Genomic DNA, 23,005 nt, shown 5'->3' with positions numbered 1-23,005 from the left:
TCATGATCAACGCTGCGGGACGGGGAAGGCGAGGAAGGCCAGGAGGGCGGGGGTTCGGGGGGAGGCGGGTCGGGGAGTTCCGTCGAGGGAGCTGACCTCCGCCAGGCCGCGGAGGGACGAGGTGAGCCAGACGCCGTCCGCGCCCGTCAGCTCGGCGGGGGTGACCAGGCGTTCCTCGGCGGTCAGGCCCAGGTCGGCGGCGTGGTCGAGCAGCCAGCGGGCGGTCACCCCGGGCAGCACGCCGGTGACCGGCGCCGGCACCGTGCACAGCGTCCTGCCGGCCAGCCAGACCACGTTCGCGCTCGGGCCCTCCAGCACGTACCCGTCGGTGGAGACCCAGAGCACGTCGTCGAATCCGGCGCGCGCCGCCCAGCGGCGGGCGGCGGTGCTCACCGCGTACGAGGTGGACTTCACGCCGACCGGCAACCAGCCCAGTTCCGGGCGCGACCGGGCGGTCACCCCGAGCGGCAGGGTGGCCACGGTCAGGCCGTCCCGCCGGGCCCGCTTCACGGCCGCCGGCACCTCGCCCAGCGTGGCGTAGACGGTCGGCGGGCCGCCGCCCTCCGGCCCCCGGGTGCAGACCAGCCGCAGCGCTCCCTCCACCTCCGGCGGCCACCCGGCGCGTACCGTGTCGAGCAGGTGGACCAGCGCGTCGGTCGGCGGCAGGTCCAGCGCGACCGCCGCCGCACCGGCCCGCAGCCGGGCCAGGTGGGCGTCGCGCAACCAGGGCTCCCCGCCGCGCAGGTGCATGGTCTCGAAGAGGCCGTCTCCGTGGAGTGCGCCCCGGTCGTCGCCGCGCAGCACCGCCTCCCCGGCCGGTACCACACCCCCGCCGAGCACGGCCACCCGCGACGTCTCCACGAGCGCCGAGGGTAGTCGCGTACGACGGCGGCGGCCGGACCGGCGCGGCGGCCGAACTATGATCGGAAGGTGTCCGAATCCTCCCTCGCCGAACTGCTCCGCTCCCGTGGGCTGCGGCTGACGGCGCAGCGGCAGCTTGTCCTGCAAGCGGTCATGGACCTGGGGCACGCGACACCGGAGCAGGTGCACACGGCGGTCCGTGAGGTGGCCGCCGGGGTCAACATCACCACGATCTACCGGACGTTGGAGCTGTTGGAACGGCTCGGCCTGGTGACGCACACCCACCTGTCGCACGGCTCGCCGACCTATCACGCGGCCGGCGAGGACCAGCACGTCCACCTGGTGTGCCGGGAGTGTGGCGCGATCGACGAGATCGAGCCCGAGCTGCTCCGGCCGCTCGCCGACCAGTTGGCCGTACAACGGGGATTTCGGGTCGACATCGGGCACGTGGCGCTCTTCGGCGTCTGCGGGCGGTGCGAGGACAGGGGAGAGAGATGATCGACATCGCGGGGGCCGTGGCCGCCGAGGCGATCGACGAGGAGACCCGGGACCAGCCCGAGCCGGCCCACCGGGCGGCCGGGGTCGGCCCGGTCGCCGCCCACTACGGCGACCCGATGCGCGAGCAGCGCACCCTGGCCACCGGAGTGGGCCTGGTGGACCGCTCGCACCGGGGCGTGGTGGCGGTGCCGGGCGAGGAGCGGATCGCCTGGCTGCACACGCTGACCAGCCAGCATCTCGCCGGGCTGCGCCCGTGGCAGGGTACGGAACTGTTGGTTCTCTCGCCGCACGGGCACGTCGAGCAGCACGCCATGGTCGTCGACGACGGCGAGACCACCTGGCTGGACACCGAGCCGGGGATGACCGACGGACTGTTGTCGTACCTGGAGCGGATGCGGTTCTTCAGCAAGGTCGAGCCGCGCGACGCCACCGCCGACCACGCCCTGCTCTCGCTGGTCGGGCCGGAGGCCACCGGCGCGCTCGATACCCTCGGGGTCACCGGTCTGGCCGCGCCCGACCTGATCGCGGTGCCGGGTCCGAAGTTCCGCGCCGGCGACGTGCCGGCCCGGCCCAGCGTGCTGTACGACGTGAAGCCGCTACCGGTCGGCGGGTGGGCCCGCCGGGTGGCGCTCGGCGTGGACCTGCTGGTGCCTCGCCCGGCCATGGCCGGGGTGGTGGCCGAGCTGCGCGGCGCCGGGGTGCCGGTGGCCGGGCTGTGGGCGTACGAGGCGGTGCGGGTGGCCGCCCGGCAGGCCCGGGTCGGGGTGGACACCGACCACCGGACCATCCCCGCCGACGTGGACCTGATCGGGTCGGCCGTGCACCTCGACAAGGGCTGCTACCGGGGACAGGAGACGGTGGCCCGGGTGCACAACATGGGCCGGCCGCCGCGTCGCCTTGTCCTGCTGCACCTGGACGGGGTGGCCACCGACCAGCCGCCGGTCGCCGGCACCCCGGTGATCCTGGACGGCCGGGCGGTCGGGTTCGTCGGCACCGCGGTGCACCACCACGAGCTGGGCCAGGTCGCCCTCGCGGTGGTCAAGCGCAACGTCCCCGACGACGCCCGGCTGACGGTGGGCGAGAGCACCGCAGCCATCGACCCGTCCTGATCGGCCGGGCCCGGACCGCGCTCGATGGTCGTAGCGATCAGCTTCTCTTCGTTGTGGGCGGGCACCGCGACGCATACTCTTTGACCGTTGTCCATGGAGAGGGCGGTCCAGCCATCAGTTCGAGCGTGGTGCTTGCGGTGCGGGACCTGTTGTCCCACAGCGCGAGCAGATTCTTGCTGGTCGGTGGCCTGAGTTATCTCTTCGACCTTGGTCTGCTGGTGGTTCTGCACGGCTTTGTGGGGATTTCCCTGCCGGTGGCGACCACTCTCGCGTTCGGTGTGACGCTTCTGCTGAACTTCGGCCTCAACCGGGCGTTCGCCTTCCGCAGCACCTCGCTGGCGGGCCCCGCCTTCCTTCGCTACCTGCTGCTGGTCGGGTTCAACTACCTGCTGACGCTGCTGATGGTGACCGGACTCGCCGGGCTGGGCGTCTCCTACGTGGTGGCCAAGACGGGCGCCACCGCCGTCATCTCGGTGCTCAACTACGTCGCCTACCGCTGGTGGGTATTTCGGGCCTGAGCTGGGGTGCCTTGCCGGTGGAGCCGGCGTCTAGGATCGCCGGCATGACGACAGGGACGTTGATCACGGTTGCCCCGACCGGCGCGGAGTCGGCCAAGGCTGAGGTTCCGGCGCTGCCGGTGACCCTTGACGAGCTGCTGCTGACCGCCAAGGAGTGCGAGGCGCTCGGCGCTTCCGTGATCCACGTCCATATCCGCGACGACGAGGCGAAGCCCACCCTTGACCAGGGCCGGCTGCGGGAGACGGTGGCGGCGCTGCGGGCGGATACCGGCCTGATCGTGCAGCTCTCCTCCGGCGGCGCGGTGACCGACCCGGAGGCCGACCGGCTGGCCGTGCTGGACGCCGGCCCGGACATGGCCTCCTGCACCATGGGCACGGTCAACTTCGGCGACGACGTCTTCATGAACCGCTGGGAGTTCATCGTCGACCTGCACACCCGGATGCAGGAGAAGGGCGTCGTCCCCGAGTACGAGATCTTCGACCTCGGCCATCTCACCGCCCTCCAGCGCCTGCTCGGCAGGTACGGGCTGCCGCACGGCGGGCACGTGCACGTCGACTTCGTGATGGGCGTGCCGGGTGGCATGCCGGGCGCCGCCGCGACCCTGGTCGCCGCCCAGCAGATGCTGCGTGACCTGCCCGAGGACACCACCTTCTCGGCGACCGGGATCGGCCGCAGCGCCATCCCGGTGATGCTGGCGTCCCTCTCGACCGGCGGTCATCTCCGGGTCGGCATGGAGGACACCGTCACCTACGCCAAGGGGCAGCCGGTCGAGTCCAACATGCAACTCGTCGCCCGCGCGGTCGGTTTCGCCCAGCTCGCCCAGCGCCCGCCGCTGACCACCGCCGAGGCCAGGCGGCTGCTCGGCCTGTAAGCGACGACCTGCCCGGCACCCCTGGCCCTGCCGGCCGCCGCCGCAGGTCACCCGGGTGTCGGGCCCGCTGGACCCGTCGGTACCGTCCACTTCGTGGGAAAGACGTACGAGGGCGGCGTGCCGCTCGCCGAGGTGGTCCGGTCCGGGTTCGTGGAGGGCGTCCACCGCGGTTCCGTGGTGGTGCTCGACGCCACCGGGGCTCCCGTCGCCGAGGCGGGGGACGCGACCGGGCCGGTCTTCCCCCGGTCGTCGAACAAGCCGATGCAGGCGGTCGGGATGCTGCGGGCCGGGTTGCCGCTGACCGACCGGGCCGACGTGGCGCTGGTCTCGGCCAGCCACGCCGGCGAGGAATTCCATGTGGAGCGGGTCACCGCCCTGCTGCGCCGCGCCGACCTGACCGAGGAGGCGCTGCACTGCCCGCCGGACCTGCCGGCCGGTGACGCGGCCCGGGAGGCGGTGCTGCGGGCCGGCGGCGGCCCGCGACGGATCCAGATGAACTGTTCCGGCAAGCACACCGGGATGCTGCTGACCTGCCTGGCCGCCGGCTGGCCGGTGAACGGCTACTGGCAGCCCGAGCATCCGCTCCAGCAGCGGCTGACCGCCGCGGTCGAGGAGCTCACCGGGGAGTCGGTGGCGGCGGTCGGGGTGGACGGCTGCGGCGCGCCCGTGCTCGCCGTCTCGCTGACCGGGCTGGCGCGGGCGTACCTGCGGCTGGTCTCCGCCGAACCCGGCACCGTCGAGCGGACCGTGGCCGACGCGATGCGGGCATATCCGGAGCTGGTCGGCGGCACCCAGGCGGACGACACCCGGCTGATGCTCGGCGTACCCGGGCTGCTGGCCAAGGTCGGCGCGGAGGGCGTGATCGCGGCGGCGGTCCCCGGGGTCGGCGCGGTCGCCCTCAAGATCGACGATGGCGCGGCGCGGGCCCGGATGCCGGTGCTGGTGTCAGCGCTGCGCCGGCTCGGGGTCGAGGCCCCGGTACTGACCGAGTACGCCGAGACGCCCCTGCTCGGCGGCGGCCTTCCGGTCGGCGCGCTCCGCCCAACCTGGTAGCCCGCCCCCGCCCCCTGCCAGCGGCAAGGGAGTCGGAGGAGGGTGAGCCCGGCAAGGGGTCGGGTGTGGGTCAGGGGAGGAAGTCGAGCAGGGCGGCGTTGACCGGTTCGGGGCGTTCCAGCGGCAGCAGATGGGCGGCATCCGGAACGTCGGGCAGGCGTACACCCTGCGGCACCTCGGCGGCGATCCGGTCGGCGAGGCGACGGAGGTCCGCGAGGTCGTCCGCGCCGGCGCCGACCAGCACCGGCATCCGCAGCTCGGCCAGCCGGTCGATCGCCGGCGGGTCGAGTTCCTCCACCTCGACCGCGCTGAGCGCCAGCTCGGCGGCGAGCGCCCGCTGGTCCATCTCCTCGGCGAACCGGATCAGCTCGGGGTCGACGTCCTCCGGCCGGCGGGTCGGGCCGACCACCCAGAACCGCACCTCGCCGGCCGCGGTCGCCACGAAGTCCTCCGGGTCCACCTCGCCGACCAGCTCGTCCCAGAGCTGTTCGGTCTCCTCGGACCATTCGTTCCCGGAGACCGGGGCGTCCAGCAGCGCCAGCGCGGAGACCCGCCCCGGGTACGCCAGCGCGGTGTCCACCGCGACCTTGCCGCCGAACGAGCAGCCCACCAGGGCGGCCTGCGTGATACCGAGGGCGTCCAGCAGTCCGACCACGTCGTCGTGGTGCGCGAACGGCGCGGGCGGCAGTTCGGAGTCGCCGTATCCGCGCAGGTCGACGTTGATCACCCGGTGTCGGGTGGCGAGCGCGGGCACCTGGGCCCGCCACATCCGCCGGTCGGCGATCCCGGCGTGCACCAGCACCACCGGGCTGCCGCTGCCGGCCTCGTCGTACGCGAGCTGGGCGCCATTGATTTCGATCTTGGCCACGTGGGCACCGTACGGACCGGACACCGGGTACGCAACCGGCCAGCCAGGGCTCCGCTAACTATGGCAAGCATTTTGCTTGCAGGAGCTAGCGGGGCGCGCTAGCGTGGAGTCATGGCCACCAGCAAGGACCTTCCCGACGTCGGCGGGTTCATTCGCGACCTGCGCCGGAACGCGAAGATCTCGTTGCGGCAGCTCGCCGAGCAGGCCGGCGTCAGCAATCCGTACCTCAGCCAGATCGAGCGCGGCCTGCGAAAACCGAGCGCGGAGGTGCTCCAGCAGCTCGCCAGCGCCCTGCGGGTCTCCACCCCGGCGATGTACCTGCGGGCCGGGCTGCTCGATGCCAAGGAGGGGCAGGGCGTGCTCGCGGCGATCGCCGTCGACCCCGAGCTGACCATGGCCCAGAAGCAGTCACTCACCCAGATCTACGAGACGTTCCGCCGGGAGAACGCCCGGCTCGCCGAGGCGACCGCCGCCGCGCAGGCCGCCACCGAGCCGGCCGAGAGTTCCGTCGAGCAGGCGGCCACCGGGCCGGTCGAGAATCCCGCCGGGCCGACCACGACGCCGGCCGTGCCGGGCGAGGCGCCACAGGCTCCGGCCACCGTCACGCCGGCCGCGACCGGCCCCACGACGCCGGGCGGCAGCCCGACCGAGGCCGTCCTCGAGTCGGTCGCCGTCACCGAGGCGGGGCCGGCCCCCGCCCCGACCGCCACTGCCGTTACCGAGGAGAAGACCGCCCGCGGGGCGGTCCGGAAGGCCGCCGGTGCGGCCGAGGAGGAAAAGTCATGACCGAGCCGAAGACCAACCGCATCCCGGCCCCGCTCTACGCCGCCGCCGGTGCCGGCGAACTCGCCCTCGAACAGTTGCGCAAGCTTCCCGCTGTGGTGGGCGAACTGGGCACCCGGGTCGTCGCCGACCTCGGCGGCAAGGCCGTCGTCACCGGCGTCGAGCTGCGCCAGAAGGCGACCGAGACGCTGAAGACGGCCAACCTCACCGCGACCGGCCTCCGGGAGCGGGCCGCCAACCTGAGCACGAGTGGTCTGCGGGAGCGGGCCGCCAACCTGAGCACGACCGGTCTGCGGGAGCGGGCCGCCGCCGAGTTCGACCTGCCCAGGCTCCGCGAGACGGCCGCCCGTAACGCCGCCGCCGTGCTGTCCGGTGCGCAGTCCGCTCAGGAGCGTGCGCGGGCCGGCGCCCAGGCCGCGCAGGCCCGGGCCGAGCGCGCCATGGCCGACGCCCAGGAGCGCGCTGTGGCGGCGTACGCCGACCTGGTCGCCCGGGGCGAGCGGGTCGTCGGCGCCGGCGTACTGGAGGCCGCCGACACGGTGAACGCCGACATCGAGGCGACCGAGGCCGACCGCACGCCGACCGCCGAGGCGGTACAGCCGGTCGCCGAGGCGGAGGCGCCGAGCCCGGCCGAGGTACCGAGCCCGGCCGAGTTGGCCGAGGTGGCCGAGGCCAAGCCCGCCACGGTGAAGCGGACCCGGGCCACCCGGTCCACCGCCGCCAAGGCCGCCAAGGCCAAGCCGGACACCCCGTCGGCGAAGTTGCCGAAGACCACCAAGCGGACCCGCCCGGCTGCCGAGTAGCTCAATCCTGGACCGAGACCCCGGACAGCGTCCTCTCGGACGTTTCCGGGGTCTCGGCATAAGCTTGCCGACATGGCCTACGCCGCGCCGATCTTCGTGTACGAAGTCCGCTATGTGATCGAGCTGATTCTGCTCGTCTTCGCCCTGGTGATCGAGGGAGTGGCGCTGGTGCACGCGATCACCCAGCGCTCCGACGCGTTCGCCGCGATCGGCACGCTGCCCAAGGGCGCCTGGATCGCGATCCTGGGGCTCTGCCTGGTCCTGACGTTGCCGGCGTTCGGCTTCGGCCCGCTGAGCATCTTCGGCCTGATCGGCATCGCGGCGGCGTTGATCTACCTGCTGGACGTCCGGGTCGGACTGCGCGACCTGCACGACGGCCGAGGCTTCTGGTGAGAGGTTTCCGCTGGCCCCCGCCGCCGGACGGCGGCCCGCGCACCTGGGGCCCCGGTCCCGGCGCGCCCCGCACCGGCCGGCCGGCACTGCCCGAGCCGGAAACCGACCTGGTCACCACCCCGCACGGCGTCCGGCTGGAGCGGTTGGTCACCGGCACCGGTGACCCGGTGACGGTGTTCGCGCACGGGCTCGGCAACGGCATCGCCACCACGCGGCCGTTCGGCAGCGCGGTCACCGGCCGCAAGATCTTCTTTCAGTTCCGCGGCCACGGCCGCTCCGACTCGCCGGCCGGGCCGTGGAGCTATCTGGACCTGGCCCGCGACCTGCGGGCGATGGCCGATCTCGGCGGTGCCACCCGGGCCTTCGGGGCGAGCCTCGGCGCGGGTGCGCTGTGCCGGCTCCTCGCCGAGAGCCCGGAACGCTTCGAGCGGCTCGTCTTCTTCCTCCCCGCCGTGCTGGACACCCCGCGCGGCGAGGTGGCCCGGGCCAGGCTGACCGACCTGCTCGACGCCGTGGCGGACGGGGATGCCTCCGCGCTCGCCGACGCGGTGTCGCTGGAGCTGCCACCGGCCGTGCGCAACACCCCAGCCGGGTGGGCGTACCTGCGGCAGCGGCTCGACCAACTGCTGCGGGACGGGCTCGCGCCGGGCCTGGCCAGCCTGCCGGAGCAGGCCCCGCTGCGGGACGCCACCACGCTCGCCGGGGTCACCGCGCCGGCGCTGGTGATCGCCTGCGCCGGCGACGACCTGCACCCGGTGGCGGTCGCCGAGCAGCTCGCCGCCGCGCTTCCGCAGGCCACCCTGCACGTGTACGACCGGCCGGGCGTGCTCTGGACGGAACGCGCCGACCTGCGGGAACGGATCTCGAGCTTCCTCAACGGGTAGCGTCCCCTGCCATGGGTGTCACACATCACGGCCGTACGCACCGTCTCGACCTCGCCGACCCCACGCTGCGCGAGTGGGCGTCCACGGTGCTGGCGGCCGATCCCGAGCAGGGCATCGTGCTGGACCGGTCGGCCTTCTACCCGGGCGGCGGCGGCCAGCCGCCGGACCACGGGGTGTTGCTCTGGCAGGGGGCGCAGACCCGGATCGTGGGCACCCGGAAGGGCGACGACCTCTGGCTGATTCCCGCCGAGGGTGACCCGGTGCCGCCGGTCGGCACCGCCGTCACCGGAGCGGTCGAGGACGCCCGGCGGACCATGCTGATGCGGACCCACTCCGGCCTGCACGTGCTCTGCGGGGTGGTGTTCCGGGACTTCGGCGCGCTGGTCACCGGCGGCAACATGGAACCCGGCGAGGCCCGGATGGACTTCAACCTCCCCGAGGTGCCGCCGGACTTCAAGTCCCGGATCGAGGAGCTGGTCAACGCCGAGGTGGCCGCCGACCGGTCGGTCGCCGTGCGGGTCCTGCCCCGGGCGGAGGCACTGGCCCTGCCGGACATCATCCGTACCCAGTCCAACCTGATCCCGCCCGACGAGCAGGAGGTCCGGATCGTCGACATCGTCGGGCTGGACGTGCAGGCCGACGGGGGCACCCACGTCGCCTCGACCGCCCAGGTCGGCAAGGTCCAGGTGGTCAAGGTGGAGAGCAAGGGCCGGGCCAACCGCCGGGTCCGCGTCCGCCTGGCGGACTAGGGTCCACCCGGCTCTGCTCCGGCGCCCACCAGCGTCCGAGCCAACCGACCCGGGTTCAGTCCCGGTACCGGGTGGGCGGCAGGTGGGCGGCTCGGACATCGAGAAGCCAGCGCTCCACGGTCTCCTCGTCGGGCCGGTCCGGCAGCGGCGTGCGGATCTGGCCGAAGTCCCGTTCGGCCGCCGCCACCAGTGCCTCCGCCTCGTCCAGCGCGCCGCCCGCGACCCGCTCGCCGAACGCCCGGAACCGTTCCGGGTCGGCCAGCCGGATCTCCAGTACCCCGGTCGCGTAGAGCACCCGCCCCTGGTGCAGGAGCCGGGCCAGGTGCCGAGCGTGCTTGGCCGAGCGGTGCCGCCCACCGACGCTGGAGTCCCGGCCGGTCAGCTTCCGGAACTGCTGGCTGGCATACCCGAGGTAGGCGTCCCGGACCCGGGGCGCGCTGAGGAACGCCGAACGGATCGCGATCAGCCGCTCGCCGAACTCCGTCCGGGTCTCGTAGCAGTCCTCCGGCAGCCACATCAGTTCGGTCGCCGTCGGGTTGCCGCTCAACGCGAGCCGGCAGTATTTCCCCGCCTCGTGCAAGGTCACGTCCGGCTCGGTCGTGACCATCGACTCCCGGGGCGGGTGCAGGCCGTGGAAGGCGACCGTCGAGGCGGCGAAGACCCCGATCCGGTCCACGTCCGAGTCGGGTCCGGCCAGCCCGTACGCGACCGAGCCGACGATCCCGGAGAGCAGCAGGCGCATGCGGCCATGATGGCGGATCGGGATCCGCCGGAAAACCGGACTTCCGCTGTCAGGTATCGCTGCCATCGTCTTTCGCATGACGAAACCGTTGACAGGGAAGATCGCGCTCGTCGCCGGGGCGACCCGGGGCGCCGGCCGGCAGATCGCCGTCCAGCTCGGCGCCGCCGGGGCCACCGTCTACGCCACCGGCCGCAGCACCCGGGAGCGCCGCTCCGAGATGGACCGGCCGGAGACCATCGAGGAGACTGCCGAGCTGGTCACCGCCGCCGGCGGCACCGGCATCGGCGTCCCGGTCGACCACCTCGACCGGGACCAGGTGCGCCGCCTGGTCGAGCGGATCGACGCCGAACAGGGCCGGTTGGACGTGCTGGTCAACGACATCTGGGGTGCCGACCCGCTGATCACCTGGGAGAAGCCGGTCTGGGAGCAACCCCTCGACGACGGCTTCCGTATGCTCCGGCTGGCCGTGGACACCCACATCATCACCAGCCACTTCGCCCTGCCGCTGCTGATCCGAAACCCGGGCGGACTGGTCGTCGAGATCGGTGACGGCACCAGGGAGTACAACGACCGCACGTACCGGCTCTCGGTCTTCTACGACCTGGCCAAGATGTCGGTGAACCGGCTCGCCTTCACCCAGGCGCACGAGCTGGCGCCGCACGGCTGCACGGCGGTGGCGCTCACCCCCGGCTGGCTGCGCTCCGAGGCGATGCTGGAGCACTTCGGCGTCACCGCGGCCAACTGGCGTGACGGCGCGGCGAAGGAGCCACACTTCGTCATGTCGGAGACGCCGGCCTTCGTCGGGCGTGCGGTGGCCGCCCTGGCCGCCGACCCGGACCGGGCCCGCTGGAACGGCCAGTCCGTGGACAGCGGCGGGCTGGCCCAGGTGTACGGCTTCACCGATCTCGACGGCACCCGCCCATACTGGGCGCGCTACCACGACGAGGTCGTGGCGACCGGCAAGCCCGCGGACGACACCGGTTACCGCTGATCCCCCGGGGCAATGCCGTAGAGGGTGGCCGAGCGGCGGGCCGCTTCGGCGAAGCGTGCCCGCAACTCGGGTGGCCCCAGCACCTCCACCTCCGGGCCGAGCGCGAGCAGCACGTCGTACGCCACCGGCACGGACTCGACGGACAGGCGCGTCACGACCCACCCCTCCTCGTCAGGCTCACCGGCTCCGGCGATGGCTTCCGCGTACGCGAAGGGGGTCTCCGCCACGTGCCGGAGCGCGCGCCGGCCGGCGGGGCTGAGCCGGACGGTGACCTCGGCCCGCAGCATCTGCCGCAGGAACGCCTCGGCCTGCTCCCGCCAGTACGTCCCGAGGTCGAAGCCGTCGTCCCGGTCGAAGGCCTCCTCGCCCACCTCGATGCCGACCACCCGGTCCACCCGGTAGGTGCGGTACCCGTCGCCGACCCGGCCGACCAGATACCAGACGCTGCTCTTCAGCACCAGCCCGTACGGCTGGACCGTGCGGCTCACCTCCCATTCCTCCCGGCGGTAGCGCAACTCGACCACCCGGTCCCGCCAGACCGCCCCGGCCAACTCGGTCAGCCACGGCGGCGGGGCGGACTCGCGGAACCAGCCCGGCACGTCGAGGTGGAACCGCTGTCCGGCCCGGGCCGGCGCGTCCCGCAGGCTTGGCGGGAGCGCGGCGAGTACCTTCAGCTCGGCCGCGGCCACCGCGTCGGCGAGCCCCATGTCGCCGGCCGGCCCGGGCAGGCCGGCCAGGAAGAGCGCCTCGGCCTCGTCCCGGGTCAGCCCGGTCAGCCGGGTCCGGTAGCCGCCGAGCAGGCGGTAGCCGCCGGTCCGGCCCCGGTCGGCGTACACCGGCACCCCGGCGGCGGAGAGCGCCAGTACGTCCCGGTAGACGGTCCGCTCCGAGACCTCCAGCTCGCGGGCCAGTTCGGTCGCGGTCATCGTCTCCCGCGCCTGCAGCAGCAGCACCAACGAGATCAACCGGGATGCCCGCACCCGCCCATCCTGCCCTGGGCCCGGTCACCGCCCGCCGGGGGTGAGCAGGCCCCGGTCGTACGCCGTGGCGACCGCCGCCGCCCGGTCGTTCACCCCGAGCTTGGCGTAGACGTGCAGCAGGTGGGTCTTGACCGTGGCCTCGCTGATGAACAGCCGGGCGGCCGCCTCCCGGTTGGACGCTCCCCGCGCCACCATGGTCAGCACCTCCAGCTCCCGCTGGCTCAGCGGTTCCTCGGCGGGGGCCCGCAGCCGCCCCATCAGCCGGCCGGCCACGCTGGGCGAGAGCACCGCCTCACCGCGGGCGGCGGCCCGTACCGCCCGGAACAGTTCCTCCCGGGGCGCGTCCTTGAGCAGGTAGCCGGTGGCGCCGGCCTCGATCGCCGGCAGCACGTCCGCGTCCGTGTCGTACGTCGTCAGCACCAGCACCCGGGAGGTGCCGCCGGAGCGGGTCAGCCGGCCGATCGCGGTCACCCCGTCCATGCCGGGCATCCGTAGGTCCATCAGCACCACATCCGGGTGCAGCGTCGCGGCTCGGGCGAGCGCCTCGGCCCCGTCCGCGGCCTCGCCGACCACCTCGAACCCCGGGTCGCCGGTGAACATGCCGCGCAGCCCGTCCCGTACCACCGGGTGGTCGTCGACGATCAGCAGCCGGATCGGGGTGGTCAAGCGGCACCTCCGTGGAGCGCGGGAACGGACGCCGACAGGGCGGTGCCACCGCCCGGTTCGGACTCCACGGCCAGCTGGCCGCCGACCCGGGCCACCCGCTGCCGCATCGCGGTCAGCCCGTACCCGCCGTCCGGCCGCCGCGGCTCGGCGGACTGCTCGGCGACGTCGAAACCCACCCCGTCGTCGCGTACGTCGAGGGTGACCACGTCCGCCATGTACGACAGGGTCAGTCCGACCCGGGACGCTCCGGCATGCCGGGCCACGTTGGCCAACGCCTCCTGGGCCGCGCGCAGCAGGGTCACCTCGATCTCCGGGTGCAGTGGGCGCGGATCGCCCGTGGTGCTCATCTCACCCCGCACGCCGTTGATCGTCGACCACCCTTCGGTCAGCTCGGCGAGCGCGTCGGGCAGCCGGGCCGTCTCCAGCGGCTCCGGGCGTAGCGCCCGCACCGAGCGCCGGGCCTCGGTGAGGCTTCCCCGGGCCAGGGCGAGCGCGTTGTCGACGTGCCGACGCCAGTCGGCCGACCGATCCCGGGTCTGCTCGGCCGCCTCCAGCTGGGTGATGATGCCGGTCAGCCCCTGGGCCAGCGTGTCGTGGATCTCCCGGGCCATCCGCTGCCGCTCGTCGAGCACGCCGGCCTCCCGGGCCTGGGTGAGCAGCTGGGCGTGCAGGCCCTCGTTCTCCCGCGCCGTCTCGGCCAGCCGGCGGTTGGCCTCGGCGAGTGCCTCGATGAGCTGTCTGCGGTTGACGGTCTGCCGTTCGGTAATCCAGCTGATCCCGCTTGCGAGGCCCATGTTGAACAGCACCAGGACGCACCAGAGCAGCCAGTGCGCCGGCGTGCTGGGCGGCCCCCCGCCCTGGGCGGTGGCGAGCAGCGCGGCGGTGACCGCCACCCCGGCGAACCGCCACCCGCCCCGCAGCACAAGAAACGCGTGCAGGAAACCGACCCAGGCGAAGAAGGCGTACCACGGGCTGGCGAGCACCAGCACGGCGGCGAACGCGAGCAGCCCGACGTAGTAGGCCGCCATCAGCCTTCGCCGCCGTATCCAGTCGGGGTGCAGGGTGACGAACCAGGCGACCCAGCATCCGGCGGCGGCGGTGACGGCCAGGGTGGGCGCGATGGGCCGGGCGCCGGGCACCGGCGCGAACACGGCCAGCAGCGTCCCGACGGCCAGCCCGCCGTACGGCAGTAGCCGGTAGAGGGTCACCTCGCGGGCCTCCCAGGCGGCCAATCGGCCGGTCTGCTCAGAGATGCTGCTCATCGGTGTCGGCTCACTCCCAGCGGAACAGTCTGGCCGCCACGCTACCTGCGACCAGCGCGACCGCCGCCATCGTCAGCAGGTGCAGCGGTCGCGGCGAGGTGCCGGTCCAGGCGTCGAGCAGCGCCTGCACGCCGGGTGGTGTGTAATCCCCGATCCGGACCAGGAAGTCCGGCAGTAGGAACCGGGGCAGGTAGACCCCGCCGAAGAACATGGTCAGCAGGAACAGCGGCACAGCCAGCGCCTGGGCCGCCTTGGTCGTCCGGGCGACCGCCGCCACCAGCAGCCCCAGCGCGAGCAGCGCCGCGGTACCCAGCACGAAGGCCGCCGCGAAACCGAACGGGTGCCGGGGTAGTGGCACCCCGAACGCGAGTCGGGCGACCAGAAGGAGCAGCACCGCGCTCGCCAGGATCGCGCCGAGGGTGATGACGAGCTGGGCGGCGAGCAGCGCCGCTGGACTGGCCGGGGTGGTGGAGAGCCGCCGCAGCACCCCGCGCTCCCGGTATGTGGCCAGCACGTTGGGCAGCACGTTTACCGCCGCCATCGCCAGCGTGACCACCAACAGTGACGGGGCGAAGTAGACGACGAAGGACTGCCCGTCGAAGAGCGGGTCCGGCTTGCGCAGCGCGGGGATCAGCCCGAGCACCACGAGGATCAGGGTCGGCACCCCGACGGTGGAGAGCAGGCTCGGCAGGTCCCGCAGGTACAGCCTCGCCTCGATCTTGAGGATCTGCCCGAAGGCGTGCATCTGTCTTTCCCTCTCAGTTGGCGGATGGGCGCCCGGTCAGTTCGACGAAGGCGTCATCGAGGGTGGACTGCTCGAGTCGGAGGTCGGCGGCGACGATCTGGTTGCGGGCGAGCACCGAGGTGACCGCGTGCAGCAGCTCGCCGGTGCCGGTCACCACCACCTGGTTGCCGGTGCGGTCCACCGAGGTCACCTCGGGCAGGTCGGTGAGGAGCCGGTCGTCCACCGGCGCGGAGGGCCGGAACCGGACCCGCTGCGTGGGTGCCACCCGCGAGACCAGGCCGCCCGGGGTGTCCAGGGCCACGACCCGGCCGCTGTCGATCACCGCCACCCGGTCGCAGAGCCGCTCGGCCTCCTCCATGAAGTGGGTGACCAGCACGATCGTCACCCCGCGGTCCCGGACCCGTTCGATGAGCCCCCAGGTCTCCCGGCGGGCCTGCGGGTCGAGCCCGGTGGTGAGCTCGTCGAGGATGGCGACCTCCGGGTTGCCGACCAGCGCCAGCGCGACCGACAGCCGCTGTTTCTGGCCGCCGGAGAGCTTCTTGTACGGGGCGTTCCGCTTGTCGCCGAGACCCAGCTCGTCGAGCAGCCGGTCCGGGTCGGCCGGCTCGCGGTAGAACGAGGCGTAGAGCTCCAGCGCCTCGGCCACCCGGAGCCGGTCCGGCAGTTGGCTCTCCTGCAACTGCACGCCGAGCCGCTGGCGCAGCCGGGTCGCGTCCCGGCGGGGGTCGAGCCCGAGGACCGACACCCCGCCCCCGTCAGGGACGCGCAGCCCGGCCAGGCACTCCACCGTGGTGGTCTTGCCGGCGCCGTTCGGGCCGAGCACGCCGAAGATCTCACCGGCCGCCACCGTGAACGACACGTCGTCCACGGCCACCAGATCGCCGTACCGCTTGTGCAGGTTCCTTACCTCGATGACCGGCATCACGCCGCCTTTCACCGTCGCGTTCGTACCCGTCCAGCGTCGCGGCGGCGGCCCGGCGGGACATCGACCGGCCGGAGACGATCGGGACCGGCGCGGGCTGACCCCGGCGATCCACCAACCGGTTGATGTGCCCGAGGTGGCTACGCTGACCGGTCGTGGACGTGACCAACATCGCGCGCCCGATGACCGGCGCGGCCCGCCGGTTCCTCTCCGGCGTCGGGCTGCTGCTGCGCGGCATCGGTTTGTACGTGCGCAGCCCTGGCCTGATGCTGCTCGGCGTCGTGCCGGCGCTGATCTCCGGTGCCCTCTTCGCCGCCGCCTTCGCCGCCCTGGTGTACTTCGTGGACGACCTGGCCGCGCTGGTCACCCCGTTCGCCGACGACTGGCCGACGACCTGGCGGGGCCTGGTCCGGGTGGTTGCCGGACTGGCCCTCCTCGGGCTGGGCGGCCTGCTGGGGGTGCTCACCTTCACCGCGGTCACCCTGGTCATCGGCGACCCGTTCTACGAGAAGATCTCCGAGCGGGTCGAGGATCGGCTCGGCGGCACCCCGGGCGCGGTGGAGGTGCCGTTCTGGGCCTCGCTGCGCCGCAGCCTCGCCGACTCACTGCGGCTGGTGGCCGTCTCGGTACTGGTCGGCGTACCCCTCTTCGCGGCCGGTTTCATCCCGGTGGTCGGGCAGACCGTGGTGCCCGTGATCGGGGCGGCGGTGGGCGGCTGGTTCCTGGCCCTGGAGCTGGTCGGCGCGCCCTTCTACCGGCGCGGCATGGGGCTGGCCCAGCGTCGCTCGCTGCTGCGGGCCGACCGGCCGACCACCCTCGGCTTCGGGGTGGCGGTCTTCGTCTGCTTCCTGATCCCGCTCGGCGCGGTGCTCGTCATGCCGGCCGCCGTGGCCGGCGCCACCCTGCTCGCCCGCCGTTCGCTCGGACAATCCATCGAGGAGGGCTGACATGGAGATCACCCTGGTCGCGGGCGACATCACCGCCCAGCGCGTCGACGCGATCGTCAATGCCGCCAACTCCTCGCTGCTCGGCGGCGGGGGAGTGGACGGCGCCATCCACCGCAGGGGCGGACCGGCCATCCTCGCCGAGTGCCGGGCGCTGCGCGCCTCCCGGTACGGCCGGGGCCTGCCGACCGGGCGGGCGGTCGCCACCACCGCCGGCAACCTGCCGGCCCGCTGGGTGATCCACACCGTCGGGCCGGTCCACTCCGCCGGCGAGGACCGCTCGGCGCTGCTGCGCGACTGCTACGCCAACAGCCTGCGGGCCGCCGACGAGTTGGGCGCGGAGACGGTTGCGTTCCCGCTGATCTCCGCCGGCGTCTACGGCTGGCCGGTCGAGGACGCGGTACGCCAGGCACTGACCGTGCTGAACGCGGCCAGCCCGGCGCACGTCACCGAGGCGCGGCTGGTGCTCTTCGGAGCGGAAACGTACGCGGTCGCCGAGCGGGTCGCCGCCGAGGTCAGCTGAGTTCGCGCAGGCAGGACTGCGCGACGGTTATTGCCGGCCGCCCCCGGCACTTTTGCCTGCAAATGAAAAAGTCATGCCGCCGATCTCAGAACTTTCGTCTCCTAGATCTGTCCTTTGCGTTTCGCGGCCGTTAAGGTCCGCGTAGAAGCTGGTCGATCGGTCGAGGAGGCCCCGTGTCCCGTAAGCCGTTACGCCGTCTGCTGTCGGTAGCGCTCGGTGCGCTGCTGGCGCTGCCGATAGCCGCAAGCCTCTCGGCGCCGGCCTCGGCGGCCGAACCGGGCTTCCGGGCCCTGGTCTTCTCGAAGACCGCAGGATTCCGGCACGACTCGATTCCCGCCGGGATCGCGGCGATCCAGAAACTCGGGCAGGAGAACAACTTCACCGTCGACGCGACCGAGGACGCCGGGGCGTTCACCGAAGCCAACCTGGCCCAGTACGACGTGGTGGTCTGGCTCTCGACCACCGGCGACGTGCTCGACGCCGACCAGCAGGCGGCCTTCGAGCGGTACATCCGTTCCGGCGGCGGGTACGCCGGCGTGCACGCCGCCTCGGACACCGAGTACGAGTGGCCGTGGTACGGCAAGCTCGTCGGCGCGTACTTCAACAGCCACCCGGCCATCCAGCAGGCCACCGTCAAGGTGGACGACCACGTGCACCCGTCCACCGAGTCGCTGCCGGACCGATGGGTGCGAACCGACGAGTGGTACAACTACCGCGCCGACCCGCGCGGCGCCGTGCACGTGCTCGCGGCCCTCGACGAGCGGACGTACGGCGCGGGGGCGGGCGCGATGGGCACGAGCCACCCGATCGCCTGGTGCCAGCAGTACGACGGCGGCCGGTCCTGGTACACCGGTGGTGGCCACACCGATGCCTCGTACTCGGAACCGGAGTTCCTGCGGCACCTGCTCGGCGGGATCAAGACGGCCGCCGGGGCCGTGCCGGCGGACTGCGGGGCGACCGTCGACGACAACTTCGCCCAGGTGACCCTAGCCAAGGGCGCGGACACCACGGGCGAGCCCATGAACCTCGCGGTGCTGCCCGACCGGCGGGTGCTGCACACCTCCCGCGACGGACGCGTCTTCCTCACCACGCCGCAGGGAGTGACCAGCCTGGCCGGCCGGCTTCCGGTCTACAACCACGACGAGGACGGGCTGCAGGGCATCGGGGTCGACCCCGGCTTCGCCGGCAACGGCTGGATCTACCTCTACTACGCGCCCCCGCTGGACACACCGGAGGGGGACGCACCGAACGACGGCACCAGCGCGGACTTCGCCCGCTTCGACGGGGTGAACCGGCTGTCCCGGTTCAAGCTCACCGGCGGCACCCTCGACCTGGCCACCGAGCAGAAGATCCTCGAAGTGGCCGCGAACCGGGGCATCTGCTGCCACGCCGGCGGCGACATCGCCTTCGACGCGGCGGGCAACCTCTACCTCTCCACCGGCGACGACTCCAACCCCTTCGCCTCCGACGGCTACAACCCGATCGACGAGCGGGCCACCCGAAACCCGGCGTACGACGCGCAGCGCTCGTCGGCCAACCCGAACGACCTGCGGGGCAAGGTGCTGCGGATCAAGGTGGACGCCGACGGCAACTACCAGTCGCCGACGGGGAACCTCTTCCCGGCCGGCACCGCCGGCACCCGCCCCGAGATCTACGCGATGGGCTTCCGCAACCCGTTCCGGTTCACCGTCGACCCGAAGACCGGCTGGCTCTACCTCGGCGAGTACGGCCCGGACGCCGGTGCCGCCGACCCGAACCGCGGCCCGGCCGGGATGGTGGAGTTCAACCAGATCCGCGGCCCCGGCAACTTCGGGTGGCCGTACTGCGTCGGCCCGAACGTCGCGTACAACGACTTCGACTTCGCCACCGGGACCTCCGGGCCGAAGTTCGACTGCGCTGCTCCGCGCAACACCTCCCCGCGCAACACCGGCAAGCAGGACCTGCCTGCCGCGCAGCCGGCGTGGATCACGTACGACGGCGGCTCGGTGCCGGAGTTCGGTGACGGCAGCGAGTCGCCGATGGGCGGCCCGGTCTACCGGTACGACCCGGACCTGCAGTCGGACACCAAGTTCCCCGAGTACTTCGACGGCACGTTCTTCGCGGCCGACTGGGGACGCGGCTGGATCAAGAACATCGTGCTGGACGACGCCGGCCAGCCGCAGAGCATCAACCCGTTCCCCGAGCAGGTGGTGCGGCCGATGGACATCGAGTTCGGGCCGGACGGCTCGCTCTACGTCCTCGACTACGGCAGCGGCTACTTCGGCGGCGCGCCGGACTCGGCCGTGTACCGGATCGACTACGTCAAGGGCCAGCGCGCCCCGATCCCGGCGGTGAGCGCCAACCCGACCTCCGGTCCGGCCCCGCTCACCGTGACCTTCTCCTCCGCCGGCTCCCGGGACCCGGACCCGGGCGACTCGTTCACCTACGCCTGGGACTTCGACGACGACGGCACGGTCGACTCGACCGAGCCGAACCCCACCTTCACCTACTCCACCATCGGGCAGTTCACCGCTCGGCTCACCCTGACCGACCAGGCCGGCACGACCGGCACGGCGACCGTGCAGATCACGGTCGGCAACACCGCGCCGCGCGTCGAGTTCACCGCCCCGCCGGCCGGTGGCGTGTTCCAGTTCGGTGACCGGGTGCCGTTCACCGCGCGGGTCACCGACCCCGAGGACGGCGAGATCGACTGCGGGGCCGTGCAGATCGACTACGCCCTCGGCCACGACACGCACAGCCACGGGCTGGTCCAGACGCACGCCTGCGAGGGGGTGCTCGACACCGTCGCCGAGGAGGGCCACAGCGCCGACGCCAACCTCTACGGCGTGCTCGCCGCGACCTACACCGACCACGGCGCGGCCGGGGTGCCGCCGCTCACCGGGCAGACGCGGATGATCCTCCAGCCGCGCGTCCGGCAGAGTGAGCACTTCAGCGAGGCCAACGGGATCCAGGTCGTCGACGCGGATGGGGCGCACGGCGGGAAGCGCGTCGGATATATCGACAACGGAGACTGGATCGCGTTCGACACGTACAACCTGACCGGAATCACCGGCGTCCAGGCCCGGCTCTCCTCGGGTGGCGGCGGTGGCACCGTCGAGTTCCGGACGGACCGGCCGGACGGGCCGCTGGTCGCCAGCCTGCCGGTGGCGAACACCGGCGGCTGGGACAACTACGTCGACAGCCCGGTCGTCCCGGTCACCGACCCCGGCGGCACCCACCGGCTCTACCTGGTGTTCAAGGGTTCCGGCGGCGGGCTCTTCGACGTCGACGAGTTCACCTTCCACGGCAAGGGCGTGGCGTCGAGCACCCGGCCCGAGGTGACCGTGTCGGCCGACGTCACGCAGGCGGAGATCCCGGCGACCGTCCACTTCACCGCCACCGGCGCGGACCGGGACGGCGACCCGCTCACTTACGCCTGGGAGTTCGGTGACGGAGGCACGTCGACCGAGCAGAACCCGACGCACGTCTACACCAGGGCCGGCATCCACACGGCGAAGGTCACCGCGCGGGATCCGTCCGGGCTCGCCGCGTCGGCCACCGTCACGGTGAACACTTACCGGGTGGCACCGCCCTGCGCAGACCCGTCCACCGAGGTGAACCCGGACGACGAGTTCACCGGCGAGGTCATCGACCGGTGCCGGTGGACGGTGTTGCGCGAGGACCCCGCACACCACCGGCTCGTCGGCGGGTCGCTGCAGATCGACGCCCTCCCGGGTGACATGTACGGCGGCACCACCGACGCGAAGAACATCCTGCTGCAGGACGCCCCGGACGGGGCATGGCAGGCCGTGACGAAGGTGACCATCGACCACACCGACACGTGGGAGCAGGCGGGCCTCATCGTCCACGGCGACGACCCGAACTTCGTCAAGTTCTCGTTCATCCGGACCGACAGCGGGGTGCGCAACTTCGAGTTCATCCAGCAGCAGGGCGGCTCGCCGGTCGACGGCGGTGCCATCGACCGTTCGCCCAACCTGGCCGTGGACTTCCCGCACACGGTGTGGATGAAGGTCACCAGCGACGGGCGGACCCTGACGGCGGCGTACTCGACCGACGGGGAGCGGTGGACGACCGTGGGTCGGCCGCGGAACCTGGCCGCCGTGCCGAACCCGAAGGTGGGCCTCGCCGCCTTCAACGGCACCGGCAACCCGGCATCGTTTGACTTCTTCCGGCTCGACGACGCGCCGCAGAACGCCTGCACGCCGACCGCCCCGGAGGCCGGCTACACCAGCCTCTTCGACGGCACCTCGGCGAGCCTCGCCAAGTGGAAGCAGGCCGGGCCGGGTGGCTTCGTGCACGCCGCCGACTGCACCCTGCTGTCGTACGGCGGGCTGGGCCTGCACTGGTACGACCAGAGTTTCCGTGACTACCGCCTGAAGCTGGACTGGAAGATGGCCGGGGACGACAACTCCGGGGTCTTCGTCGGGTTCCCGAATCCGGGCAACGACCCGTGGTCGGCCGTCGACCAGGGGCACGAGATCCAGATCGACGCCACCGACGTGCCGGAGAAGACAACTGGGGCGATCTACAACTTCCAGTCGGCGGACCTGGCCGCCCGGGACGCCGCCCTCAAGCCGCCGGGGCAGTGGAACTCGTACGAGATCGTCGTCCGGGGCCAGAGCATCGTGGTCCAGCTGAACGGCACGAAGATCAACGAGTACGTCAACACCGATCCGGCCCGGATGCGGCAGCCCAGTTACGTCGGCATCCAGAACCACGGTGACGGTGACGACGTCTACTTCCGCAACATCCGGATCCAGGAGCTGCCGGCCGACACCGTCGCGCCCACCACCAGTGCGACAACCTCTCCGGGGGAGCCGGACGGGGCGGCCGGCTGGTTCCGCTCCGACGTCACGGTGACCCTGGCGGCCACTGACGACGACAGCGGCGTGGCGCGGACCGAGTACCGGACCGGCGGTGGGTGGACCCCGTACACCGGGCCGATCCCGGTGGCCGGCGAAGGCGAGCACACCGTCGAGTACCGCTCGGTGGACCTCGCGGGCAACGCCGAGGAACCGCGGAAACTGGTGCTCAAGCTGGACGGGACCGCGCCGGTCTCCGCCGCGACGTTCGCCCCGCCGGGCGACACGGGGTGGCACACCGGTGCGGTGCCGGTCACCATCACGGCCAGCGACCAGACCTCCGGGGTGGCGAAGATCGAGTACTCGCTCGACGGCGGCGCCTGGACGCCGTACGCCGACTCGGTGGAGGTACGCGGCGACGGCGACCACACCCTCCGGTACCGCGCGACGGACCGGGCGGGCAACGTCGAGGACGTGAAGTCGGCCGTACTCAAGATCGACGGTACGGCCCCGGTGGTCCTGCTCTCCGGGGTGGCGGCCGGTGCCACGTACGGCGACAGCCAGGACGTGCGGATCACCTACTCGGCGACAGACGGTACGTCGGGGGTGGCGTCACTGGCCGGCACGCTCGACGGGAAGCCGATCCTCGACAACACCCTGCTGCCGCTCCATGGGCTGTCCCTTGGCGAGCACACGCTGGCCGTGGTGGCGACCGACGAGGCGGGCAATCGGTCGACCCGGTCGATCACGTTCACCGTGACGACCTCGATCGAGGACCTGGGCAACCTGGTGGACCGGTTCCGGGCCACCGGCTGGCTTCCCGCTGGGAGCGCAGCCCAGCTGCACAAGCCGTTGGACCAGGCCGGCAAGTTTGCCGCCCGCGGGCTCGACAAGCAGGCGGTACGGGAGCTCCGGTCGTTCCGGGACCTGGCGGGTGACCCGAAGGTCGTGCCGAACGACGAGGTGCGTGCTGTGCTGCTCCGTGACGTGGACGCGGTGCTCGCCCGGTTGTCCGGGAAGTAGGACGACCACTCGAG

22 protein-coding genes are annotated in these 23,005 nt (G+C 72.6%); 14 read left to right on the top strand and 8 right to left on the bottom strand.

Translation table 11 applies throughout. The features are described from left to right. Positions 1-6 precede the first annotated feature (6 nt). Complete coding sequence (locus tag ACIRG9_RS18415; RefSeq protein ID WP_402856975.1) at positions 7-861, bottom strand: aminotransferase class IV; 855 nt, start codon at positions 859-861, stop codon at positions 7-9. Between the two features lie 69 nt (positions 862-930). On the opposite strand from ACIRG9_RS18415, the gene ACIRG9_RS18410 reads away from it, so the two are divergent. The 5 genes from ACIRG9_RS18410 to ACIRG9_RS18390 all read left to right on the top strand — a co-directional run bounded on the left by ACIRG9_RS18410 (position 931) and on the right by ACIRG9_RS18390 (position 4,911). Continuing rightward, complete coding sequence (locus ACIRG9_RS18410; RefSeq protein ID WP_402856973.1) at positions 931-1,359, top strand: Fur family transcriptional regulator; 429 nt, start codon at positions 931-933, stop codon at positions 1,357-1,359. Beyond that, positions 1,356-2,468, top strand: coding sequence for a YgfZ/GcvT domain-containing protein (locus tag ACIRG9_RS18405; RefSeq protein ID WP_402856971.1), 1,113 nt, complete (start codon positions 1,356-1,358; stop codon positions 2,466-2,468). Before ACIRG9_RS18410 ends, ACIRG9_RS18405 begins: the two co-directional genes overlap by 4 nt. Positions 2,469-2,605: 137 nt before the next feature. After that, on the top strand, positions 2,606-2,986 hold the full coding sequence (locus tag ACIRG9_RS18400; RefSeq protein WP_402856969.1) for a GtrA family protein: 381 nt from the start codon (positions 2,606-2,608) through the stop codon (positions 2,984-2,986). Between the two features lie 44 nt (positions 2,987-3,030). Further along, positions 3,031-3,858: a 3-keto-5-aminohexanoate cleavage protein gene (locus ACIRG9_RS18395; protein ID WP_402856967.1), complete on the top strand. Its 828-nt coding sequence runs from the start codon at positions 3,031-3,033 to the stop codon at positions 3,856-3,858. Positions 3,859-3,951: 93 nt separating this feature from the next. Further along, complete coding sequence (locus tag ACIRG9_RS18390; RefSeq protein ID WP_402856965.1) at positions 3,952-4,911, top strand: asparaginase; 960 nt, start codon at positions 3,952-3,954, stop codon at positions 4,909-4,911. A 70-nt stretch (positions 4,912-4,981) separates the two neighbouring features. Here the strand turns inward: ACIRG9_RS18390 and ACIRG9_RS18385 are convergent, their stop codons facing one another. Then, entirely contained in the window at positions 4,982-5,779 is a 798-nt protein-coding gene (locus tag ACIRG9_RS18385) for an alpha/beta fold hydrolase (protein WP_402856963.1), read from the bottom strand. 111 nt (positions 5,780-5,890) lie between these two features. Here ACIRG9_RS18385 and ACIRG9_RS18380 point away from each other — a divergent pair, with 111 nt between their 5' ends. The 5 genes from ACIRG9_RS18380 to ACIRG9_RS18360 all read left to right on the top strand — a co-directional run bounded on the left by ACIRG9_RS18380 (position 5,891) and on the right by ACIRG9_RS18360 (position 9,391). Then, positions 5,891-6,565, top strand: coding sequence for a helix-turn-helix domain-containing protein (locus ACIRG9_RS18380; protein ID WP_402856962.1), 675 nt, complete (start codon positions 5,891-5,893; stop codon positions 6,563-6,565). Continuing rightward, entirely contained in the window at positions 6,562-7,365 is an 804-nt protein-coding gene (locus ACIRG9_RS18375) for a hypothetical protein (protein ID WP_402856960.1), read from the top strand. The genes ACIRG9_RS18380 and ACIRG9_RS18375 overlap by 4 nt, the downstream gene beginning before the upstream one ends. Positions 7,366-7,437: 72 nt before the next feature. Beyond that, positions 7,438-7,758: a DUF2516 family protein gene (locus tag ACIRG9_RS18370; protein ID WP_402856958.1), complete on the top strand. Its 321-nt coding sequence runs from the start codon at positions 7,438-7,440 to the stop codon at positions 7,756-7,758. After that, entirely contained in the window at positions 7,755-8,642 is an 888-nt protein-coding gene (locus tag ACIRG9_RS18365) for an alpha/beta fold hydrolase (RefSeq protein WP_402856956.1), read from the top strand. The genes ACIRG9_RS18370 and ACIRG9_RS18365 overlap by 4 nt, the downstream gene beginning before the upstream one ends. Before the next feature lie 11 nt (positions 8,643-8,653). Continuing rightward, on the top strand, positions 8,654-9,391 hold the full coding sequence (locus tag ACIRG9_RS18360; protein WP_402856954.1) for an alanyl-tRNA editing protein: 738 nt from the start codon (positions 8,654-8,656) through the stop codon (positions 9,389-9,391). Between the two features lie 55 nt (positions 9,392-9,446). Here the strand turns inward: ACIRG9_RS18360 and ACIRG9_RS18355 are convergent, their stop codons facing one another. Next, positions 9,447-10,133 carry a DNA polymerase beta superfamily protein gene (locus ACIRG9_RS18355; RefSeq protein ID WP_402856952.1) on the bottom strand — a complete coding sequence of 229 codons (687 nt, stop codon included), beginning with the start codon at positions 10,131-10,133 and terminating at the stop codon, positions 9,447-9,449. Between the two features lie 76 nt (positions 10,134-10,209). Here ACIRG9_RS18355 and ACIRG9_RS18350 point away from each other — a divergent pair, with 76 nt between their 5' ends. Further along, on the top strand, positions 10,210-11,124 hold the full coding sequence (locus tag ACIRG9_RS18350) for an SDR family oxidoreductase (RefSeq protein ID WP_402856950.1): 915 nt from the start codon (positions 10,210-10,212) through the stop codon (positions 11,122-11,124). Here ACIRG9_RS18350 and ACIRG9_RS18345 read toward each other — a convergent pair. The 5 genes from ACIRG9_RS18345 to ACIRG9_RS18325 are packed head-to-tail and all read right to left on the bottom strand — an operon-like array spanning position 11,115 to position 15,699. Continuing rightward, the gene (locus tag ACIRG9_RS18345; protein WP_402856948.1) at positions 11,115-12,104 is read right to left on the bottom strand and encodes a helix-turn-helix transcriptional regulator; all 990 of its coding nucleotides are present in this window, start codon (positions 12,102-12,104) and stop codon (positions 11,115-11,117) included. The genes ACIRG9_RS18350 and ACIRG9_RS18345 overlap by 10 nt on opposite strands. Before the next feature lie 24 nt (positions 12,105-12,128). After that, the gene (locus ACIRG9_RS18340) at positions 12,129-12,770 is read right to left on the bottom strand and encodes a response regulator (RefSeq protein ID WP_402856946.1); all 642 of its coding nucleotides are present in this window, start codon (positions 12,768-12,770) and stop codon (positions 12,129-12,131) included. Next, positions 12,767-14,032, bottom strand: a complete 1,266-nt coding sequence (locus ACIRG9_RS18335) for a sensor histidine kinase (protein ID WP_402856944.1) — start codon at positions 14,030-14,032, stop codon at positions 12,767-12,769. Before ACIRG9_RS18335 ends, ACIRG9_RS18340 begins: the two co-directional genes overlap by 4 nt. 10 nt (positions 14,033-14,042) lie before the next feature. Continuing rightward, positions 14,043-14,777, bottom strand: coding sequence for an ABC transporter permease (locus tag ACIRG9_RS18330; RefSeq protein ID WP_402856942.1), 735 nt, complete (start codon positions 14,775-14,777; stop codon positions 14,043-14,045). A gap of 13 nt (positions 14,778-14,790) precedes the next feature. Further along, the gene (locus ACIRG9_RS18325; RefSeq protein ID WP_402856940.1) at positions 14,791-15,699 is read right to left on the bottom strand and encodes an ABC transporter ATP-binding protein; all 909 of its coding nucleotides are present in this window, start codon (positions 15,697-15,699) and stop codon (positions 14,791-14,793) included. A gap of 182 nt (positions 15,700-15,881) precedes the next feature. Between ACIRG9_RS18325 and ACIRG9_RS18320 the strand changes: the two genes are divergently transcribed. The 3 genes from ACIRG9_RS18320 to ACIRG9_RS18310 all read left to right on the top strand — a co-directional run bounded on the left by ACIRG9_RS18320 (position 15,882) and on the right by ACIRG9_RS18310 (position 22,991). Then, positions 15,882-16,646, top strand: a complete 765-nt coding sequence (locus ACIRG9_RS18320) for an EI24 domain-containing protein (RefSeq protein WP_402857128.1) — start codon at positions 15,882-15,884, stop codon at positions 16,644-16,646. Between the two features lies 1 nt (position 16,647). Next, entirely contained in the window at positions 16,648-17,166 is a 519-nt protein-coding gene (locus tag ACIRG9_RS18315; protein ID WP_402856938.1) for an O-acetyl-ADP-ribose deacetylase, read from the top strand. A 173-nt stretch (positions 17,167-17,339) separates the two neighbouring features. Continuing rightward, positions 17,340-22,991 (top strand): ThuA domain-containing protein, encoded by a 5,652-nt coding sequence (locus ACIRG9_RS18310; protein ID WP_402856936.1) that lies wholly within the window; start codon positions 17,340-17,342, stop codon positions 22,989-22,991. Positions 22,992-23,005 lie beyond the last annotated feature (14 nt).

The sequence above is a fragment of the Micromonospora sp. NPDC093277 genome (assembly GCF_044765245.1).
Classification (GTDB): Bacteria; Actinomycetota; Actinomycetes; order Mycobacteriales; family Micromonosporaceae; genus Micromonospora.
Note: the sequence above shows the minus strand (reverse complement) of the source record. Positions and strands in the feature narration are given on the sequence as shown.

Excerpts from the sequence above, each read along its gene's own strand:
- ACIRG9_RS18335 (WP_402856944.1), bottom strand. The coding sequence starts at position 14,032 with ATGAGCAGCATCTCTGAGCAGACCGGCCGATTGGCCGCCTGGGAGGCC.
- ACIRG9_RS18375 (WP_402856960.1), top strand. The coding sequence starts at position 6,562 with ATGACCGAGCCGAAGACCAACCGCATCCCGGCCCCGCTCTACGCCGCC.
- ACIRG9_RS18325 (WP_402856940.1), bottom strand. The coding sequence starts at position 15,699 with ATGCCGGTCATCGAGGTAAGGAACCTGCACAAGCGGTACGGCGATCTG.
- ACIRG9_RS18405 (WP_402856971.1), top strand. The coding sequence starts at position 1,356 with ATGATCGACATCGCGGGGGCCGTGGCCGCCGAGGCGATCGACGAGGAG.
- ACIRG9_RS18350 (WP_402856950.1), top strand. The coding sequence starts at position 10,210 with ATGACGAAACCGTTGACAGGGAAGATCGCGCTCGTCGCCGGGGCGACC.
- ACIRG9_RS18380 (WP_402856962.1), top strand. The coding sequence starts at position 5,891 with ATGGCCACCAGCAAGGACCTTCCCGACGTCGGCGGGTTCATTCGCGAC.
- ACIRG9_RS18330 (WP_402856942.1), bottom strand. The coding sequence starts at position 14,777 with ATGCACGCCTTCGGGCAGATCCTCAAGATCGAGGCGAGGCTGTACCTG.
- ACIRG9_RS18320 (WP_402857128.1), top strand. The coding sequence starts at position 15,882 with ATGACCGGCGCGGCCCGCCGGTTCCTCTCCGGCGTCGGGCTGCTGCTG.
- ACIRG9_RS18355 (WP_402856952.1), bottom strand. The coding sequence starts at position 10,133 with ATGCGCCTGCTGCTCTCCGGGATCGTCGGCTCGGTCGCGTACGGGCTG.
- ACIRG9_RS18360 (WP_402856954.1), top strand. The coding sequence starts at position 8,654 with ATGGGTGTCACACATCACGGCCGTACGCACCGTCTCGACCTCGCCGAC.
- ACIRG9_RS18395 (WP_402856967.1), top strand. The coding sequence starts at position 3,031 with ATGACGACAGGGACGTTGATCACGGTTGCCCCGACCGGCGCGGAGTCG.
- ACIRG9_RS18370 (WP_402856958.1), top strand. The coding sequence starts at position 7,438 with ATGGCCTACGCCGCGCCGATCTTCGTGTACGAAGTCCGCTATGTGATC.
- ACIRG9_RS18315 (WP_402856938.1), top strand. The coding sequence starts at position 16,648 with ATGGAGATCACCCTGGTCGCGGGCGACATCACCGCCCAGCGCGTCGAC.